Source organism: Halosegnis sp., from assembly GCF_042216475.1.
Taxonomy (GTDB): domain Archaea; phylum Halobacteriota; class Halobacteria; order Halobacteriales; family Haloarculaceae; genus Halosegnis.
Map to the genome: position 1 here is coordinate 24,020 of NZ_JBDGTV010000026.1, position 6,183 is coordinate 30,202.

Genomic DNA, 6,183 nt, shown 5'->3' on the forward strand with positions numbered 1-6,183 from the left:
TCGGCTCTGCTGGCTGGTCGACCACCTCGACGACGGCCGTGCCGTGGGTCTTGAACAGCAGGGTCGTCCGGAGCACTCGCCGGACGAGCAGGCCGATGACGACGGCACCAGCCGCCAACGGGAGGTTGTACTGGGCCGAGAACAGCTGCTGGAGCAGCTGTCGAGGGGCCGTCGTGGTCGGTGTCGTCTGGAGCACCGGCTCGACCAGCCCAACCCACAGCCCCGCGACGGCGATTCCCACCCCCAGGAGCGTCGCCAGCGAGGCGGCACTGTGGTACTTCACCGCCTGCTTGAATGCCGTCCAGAGGCGTATAGACGGCTCTCCAGCGGGACGTCAGTTAAATCGTGTGCCGATTGGCCGGCTCAGCCGTCCGTGCCGACCCGCTCTGTCCCATCGAAGTGCGCGGAGTTGTCCGCCGGCTCGTAGCCGAGGGCCTCCTTCGCGCGCTCCAGCGAGTAGTACTTGCGGTCGTTGTCGGAGATTCCGTAGACGATCTCGTACTCGTAGTCAGCCTCGAGCGCGCACTGGTGGAGCTGGGCACAGTCGCGGTGGGAGAGCCACATCGCCTGTCCGCGTTCGTAATCGATAGGAGGGTGATCCTCGGTGAGATTGCCGATACGGATGTTGCACACCGAGATGCCGTGTTCGTCGTGGTAGAACCGGCCGATGGTCTCGCCGGCAGCCTTCGAGATACCATAGAAGTTGCCAGGGCGGGGAAGTTCCGTGCCGTCCAGCAGGAAGTCGTCGTGCGCACGATAGAGGTCGGGCGTGCGCTCCGGCTCGAAGTGGCCGACAGCGTGGTTAGAAGAGGCGTAGACGAACTTCTCGACACCGGCTTCGACGGCGGCGTCGTACAACACCTTCGTTCCGTGGATGTTGTTCTCGAGCACCGAATCCCACGGAGCGTCCGGGCGGGGATCCCCGGCGAGGTGGACGACAGCGCCAACCCCGTCACAGGCCTCCTGCATCAGGGCGGCATCGACCACGTCGCCGACGAGATACTCGTGGCTCGGCTCCTCGGCGGGTGCACTGTGAAAGAGAAGTCGCCAGTCGTACGCGTCCGCGAGCCCATCGAGGATGGCCCCGCCGACCCGGCCGCCGGCGCCGGTCAACAGCACGGGCTCGTCCATACTGACGGGTCGCGGCTGGCAGACAAGAAACGTCCGGTTCAAGCCCGCCGGGACCAACGTGTCGGTATGGACCCGACCGACCCGCAGGCCGCCTGCTTCGAGGCGGGCGTGAAGTTCGGCAGCCTCTATCACCAGTTCGCCGGGACACCCGTGGCCCCCGACTCGACGGCGTCACTCGAGCAGGCGATGGCCGAGGCCATCGAGAACCAGCCGTTCTGCGAATCGGTGACCGTCACCATCGACGAGGGACGCGTCCGGGAGGCCATCGACCACGACGAGGGATACACGGAGCTGACGGGCGCGCTGATGGACGTGGAGATGCATATCGACTACGAGGGTGTCCTCGTCCACACGGAGATGCGAATGGTCGACGGCTACCCGCGGATGCGGGTCGTGAGCGTCGAGCCGTGAGCGTCTGGCGCCTGAAGCCACGGTGATCCCGACCGCCAGTGAACCGCCTCGGGGTCACGCCCCGAGGCACTCGGCCTGTTCCGCCTGTAGAGCGGGAGTGGGCTTCACTTCCGCTTTCGGGCTCGTTTATATAGTGTGGGCGAGCGAAGCGAGCGTATGAGCCAGTCGACGTTCGACGACGACGAGCTGTTCGGGGAGGCGGCCACCGAGATGCGCGCCGAGGTGGAAGAGGCACTCGCGGACGCGCGAGCAGCCCTCCCGGACGCGGACGATGTCTGGACGGCCGAGGCGGACAACACGCTCGGCGTGATGAACGCGCTGAAGGGCGCCCTCGACATCGGCGACGCCGCCGAACGGCTCCGCGAGGCGAAAAAGCAGTTCGTCATCGGGGAGCGGGCCGACGCATTCGACGATGCGGAGGACCTGAAGACAGAGCTGGCAGAGCTTGAGGCACTGCTCGGCGACATCGAGACGGCCCACGAGCAGGTGGCAGGGCTGGCGACGACACTCCCCGAGCTGCGGAGCGCACTCGAGGACGCACACGAAGACGCCGACAAATGACATCCTCCGCGCCGTGAACGGCGCGGTTTCCTCCGTGGGAGTCTCAGCCGGTCTACGACTCGCCGGAGGCAACATTCCCGTCACGGTGGACGGTACTCGGGTCTGTGCGCTGTTCTTTGGGACTTTCGTGAGGGTGTGGTGTCCCCGACCAGTTGTGGTCGTCCCACTCGAACCGCACGGGCCGTGCCATCGGCCTGACTGCCTGTTCTGTGTGCCGTCTCAGGAACGTTTCTGACGCCGTGAGGTCGGCGTGTCCCTCGAACCCACACGGACAGGTGAGCGTGTCTTGATGCCGTGTTGTTCGGTCTGTCGAACCGCACTGCGGGCACTCTTGGCTGGTCCACGCTTCCGACCGGACTTCCACCGAGATGCCGTATTCCTCGGCGGTACACGACAGTCGCTCGGTGAATTGCTTGAACGCCCAGAAGTTGTGGGTCTTGGCGTTGGTTTCGACCGACCAGTGCGTTTCGAGTACGTCGGTCAAGCCACCGATATACACCGTGTCCACGCCCTCGGCGTACAGTCGTTCCAGCAGGTCACGACACAGTGCCTCTTGGGCGTGGTCGCGGCGACGAGTCCGTTTCCGGTACAGCCGCCGGATACGCTCGCTACTGTATCGGCCTTCCGGTAGCTTGGACTGTAACCGGGCGATTTCTCGTGTCGTGTCGCGGAATCGCTGGAACAACTCGCGGCCTTCGTACAGGTATTGCTCGCCGGTCGTGGTGGTACAGGCAACGAGATTGTTTGCACCAATATCCAGAGCGGCCGCCTCATCGGCCAGTGGTGTCTCCCGTACATCGTCAGAAACAGTCACGGGTTGCGAAGCTCGGAAGGTGCTATCGGTCTCATCGTACCACAGCATCAACCGACTCTGGTCCTCGTAGTCAGGCCAGGTCGGGTCGCCTACGATTACCAGCCGAAGGCGGCTTTTCGGACTGTTGTGTCTGTCTCGAAGTTCTTCTCCGACGACCATCTCAAGCCGGGAACGGTCACCCCATTCAACGCTGTATGCGTCTTTGCGGATGACGCTTTTGAGAACACGGCCGTCGTCCTTGTTGCCACGGAAGCCCGGCGGTTCGGGGTGTTCCGTGACCGACGTGTTCGCCTCATCGTGATACGCGTTCTTGGTCTCGAAGAACGACCGCCACGCTTCACTGTTTGACCGCCCGACAGTTTGAGCGGTGGACGCGCCGAGAACGCCTTTGTACTTGCCTTCGAGAGCGCCTGTATTGGCGTCCCACACGTCGCCCTCGAAACCATCTTCGTCGTTGTAGCGCATGAGGCGCTCGTAATTGATTTCGTTCCAGAGAGCGGCGGAAGCGTCCAACAGGTCCCGTAGGACCTGCTCATCGTCGTCAGTGAGCGGTCGTACGGCGAACGTGTTGGTACGCTTCACGACAACAGATGTTTATACTTTTGGTCTGAAAGACGTTTCGTCATGCGCCCAAACATCGACATTTCACACACGCTCGGTGGTCGAGTCAAAGACTACGCAGAAGCGAATGAGTTGGACCTCTCGAAAGCCTATACAGAGGTGTTAGAAGCAGGGCTGGAAACGTTGGAGACTCAAGATACGCAGTAACGTGGCGGTGGTGGAACCGGGCTTACGCGATTCACGCCCGCCGTGAACGGCGGGACTCTCTCGCTGTTGAAAGGTAGTTACCGCTCGGCGGCAGCCGCGAGCACGTTCGCCAGCGCGGCGGCCGACTCCGCCAGCAACTCCTCGCCCAGCGCAGCGCTCGCCTCACCGGGATCACCGATGTTGCCGCTGTCGGTGAACTCGTCGAAGTCGTACGCAAGGTTGGTCCCGTCGACGAACTCACCGAACGACTCACCCATCCCCTCGGCGGCAGCCGCGAATCGCTCCTCGTGGACCAGGTCGGGCCGGAGGTGGAGGATCAGCGATGTCTCGACGGCGCCGCCGTGGCCCAGTGGGACGTCCGGCGCGACCACGTCGAACCACGTGAACGGGACGGCGTAGCCGTCGCGGTCGCGAGTAACCCGGGCACACAGCTCCCGGAGTGCATCTGTGTTGCCGCCGTGACCATTGACGACCACTACGCGGCCGAACGTGTCGAGCAACGACCGGACGGCGTCGCCGACGTACGCCCGGAAGGCGTCTTCCCCGACCCACATCGTCCCGTCGAAGGCACGGTGCTCCTCGGCGACCCCGACCGGAATCGACGGCGCGATGACGACCGACCCCTCGTAGGCGTCGACGCCTGCCTCGGCGATGGCGCTCGCCGACAGCGAGTCGACGCCGAGCGGTGCGTGCGGCCCGTGCTGTTCGGTACTGCCGACCGGGAGAACCGCGAGGTCGGCGTCACTGTCGCGGGCGTCCGTCCACGACATCTCGGCAAGGTGCATACCCGGCGTGGCCGCCGAAGCCGCAAGTAGCCGGCGGTCTCAGAACAGCTCCTCGGCGTGGAGTGTACCGTCGCGCATCTCACCGCGGACGGTCACCTCCTGGCCGAGCTTCACGTCCTCGCTCGTCGCGACCGTCACCGCCTCTTCGCCGTCGTCGAGCATCACAGGATCGCCCGTCTGGACGACGGTACCCGTGAACTCGCGGAGCCCCGTCGTTGCGGCGTCGCTGCCCGACCCGTCCGCGGACGTGGTCGACCCGCCTGTAGACGTGGACGTGGACGACCCATCCGTGGCCCCTGTGGAGGCGTCGGCACGGTCATCAGGAGCGGCGAAGGCGTCGAGCCCCTGCTCGCTCGACCCGCGGTCCGACGCAGGATCGGTCGCCGCCGTCGCGCCGTCATCCAGCATCGAGACGGTCGACCGCCACCCCGCAGATGCCTCGAGTTCGTCCTGCCAGCCGTCCTGTATCTCCACGTCAGCACACAGCAGTTCGTCGCCTGGGGCAACGTCAAGATCGGCCTTGTCGCCCCACAGCGCCACCCGGATGTCACCGGTGTCGTCCTGGACGCGGACGTTCCGCACCTGTCCCTCGCTGCCGTCGTCGCGGTCGAAGGTCCGCTTGGGGTCTGCAGACCGCACCACACCCGCGATGTCGACCGTCTCGCCCATCTCTACGGCGTCGATATCGGTCGTCTCGGGAACGTAGGTGACGTCCTCGTCGATCTCTTCGACGGCGCCCCGGTCGCCGACGTGCAGCTCCAGATCCCCCTCGCGCTCGCGGACGTACCCATCGATCACCTCGACAGAGACGCCCGCCGACAGCTCATCGGCGCGGTCGGCTTGCTCGTCCCACAGCGTGACGCGCACGCGGCCTGTCTCGTCGCCCAGCGTCAGATTGGCCACCCGGCCCTCGCTGCCGTCGTCCCGCGAGAACGTCCGCACCTCGTCGGTGTCGAGCACGCGCCCGACGAGATTCACGTCCGACTGGCCGATGGTGAGCGCGTCGATAGCGGAGTCGTCGCCGACATCGACATCGATGGTCGCCTCCTGATTTCCCTCGACGCGGTCTGCACTCACCTCGAGCCCGTTGTACCCCTCTTTGGGGCGGCCAGCAATTCGTAGCACCTGCCCGGGGGCAAGTTCGTCCTGTGCGGCCGCGGCGTCCTCGTCCCAGAGCGCGACGCGCACACGACCCGTCTCGTCGGCGAGTTCGATGTTGCACACCTGCCCGTCGTCGTCCTCACCCTCGCGCTCGAAGGTGCGCACCTCGCCGACAGACACCACCTTGCCGAGGAACTTCACCTCCTCCATGCCGGGCTCGATGTCCGCGATGCCCTCGACCTCCCCCTCGGTGAGCTCGTGGGCGATGAGCATCGCGGCCGTCTCTTCGTCCGCGAGCCCGCCCATCTGCTCGACCTTGGCCTCGACGGCTTCGCGGAACTCCTCCAGCGAGACATCGGCGTCGAGATCCGCGTACACCTCCTCGATGTCACTCATTACTATCCGGGTCACCGCGTGGCTCGGACTAATGGTTGTCGTTGCTCGGGGCGACTCCAGAGCGACCGGCGCGGAGACGCCATCGGCGACCGCCACCCGGGTGGCCACGGGCAGGCCCCCGAACCGTAACCCCTTTACTCGGGAGCGGGCTACGGAGAAGCAGTCCGGTTAGGGTAGTGGACTATCCTCTTGGCTTGCGGAGCCAGGGACCAGCGT

The 6,183-nt window shown here is 65.3% G+C and carries 6 protein-coding genes; 2 read left to right on the plus strand and 4 right to left on the minus strand.

Annotation, left to right across the window (positions count from 1 at the left end):
- Positions 1–363: 363 nt before the first annotated feature.
- Positions 364–1,131, minus strand: coding sequence for an NAD-dependent glucose-6-phosphate dehydrogenase Azf (azf, locus tag ABEJ63_RS13415; protein ID WP_375796876.1), 768 nt, complete (start codon positions 1,129–1,131; stop codon positions 364–366).
- A 66-nt stretch (positions 1,132–1,197) separates the two neighbouring features.
- On the opposite strand from azf, the gene ABEJ63_RS13420 reads away from it, so the two are divergent.
- Positions 1,198–1,542, plus strand: coding sequence for a dihydroneopterin aldolase family protein (locus ABEJ63_RS13420; protein WP_375796877.1), 345 nt, complete (start codon positions 1,198–1,200; stop codon positions 1,540–1,542).
- A 156-nt stretch (positions 1,543–1,698) separates the two neighbouring features.
- Complete coding sequence (locus ABEJ63_RS13425; RefSeq protein ID WP_375796878.1) at positions 1,699–2,103, plus strand: DUF5790 family protein; 405 nt, start codon at positions 1,699–1,701, stop codon at positions 2,101–2,103.
- A 52-nt stretch (positions 2,104–2,155) separates the two neighbouring features.
- Here the strand turns inward: ABEJ63_RS13425 and ABEJ63_RS13430 are convergent, their stop codons facing one another.
- The 3 genes from ABEJ63_RS13430 to ABEJ63_RS13440 all read right to left on the minus strand — a co-directional run bounded on the left by ABEJ63_RS13430 (position 2,156) and on the right by ABEJ63_RS13440 (position 5,967).
- Entirely contained in the window at positions 2,156–3,499 is a 1,344-nt protein-coding gene (locus ABEJ63_RS13430) for an RNA-guided endonuclease InsQ/TnpB family protein (RefSeq protein WP_375796879.1), read from the minus strand.
- A gap of 263 nt (positions 3,500–3,762) precedes the next feature.
- Positions 3,763–4,470 carry a creatininase family protein gene (locus ABEJ63_RS13435; RefSeq protein ID WP_375796880.1) on the minus strand — a complete coding sequence of 236 codons (708 nt, stop codon included), beginning with the start codon at positions 4,468–4,470 and terminating at the stop codon, positions 3,763–3,765.
- Between the two features lie 39 nt (positions 4,471–4,509).
- Positions 4,510–5,967 (minus strand): single-stranded DNA binding protein, encoded by a 1,458-nt coding sequence (locus tag ABEJ63_RS13440; protein WP_375796881.1) that lies wholly within the window; start codon positions 5,965–5,967, stop codon positions 4,510–4,512.
- Between the last annotated feature and the right edge of the window lie 216 nt (positions 5,968–6,183).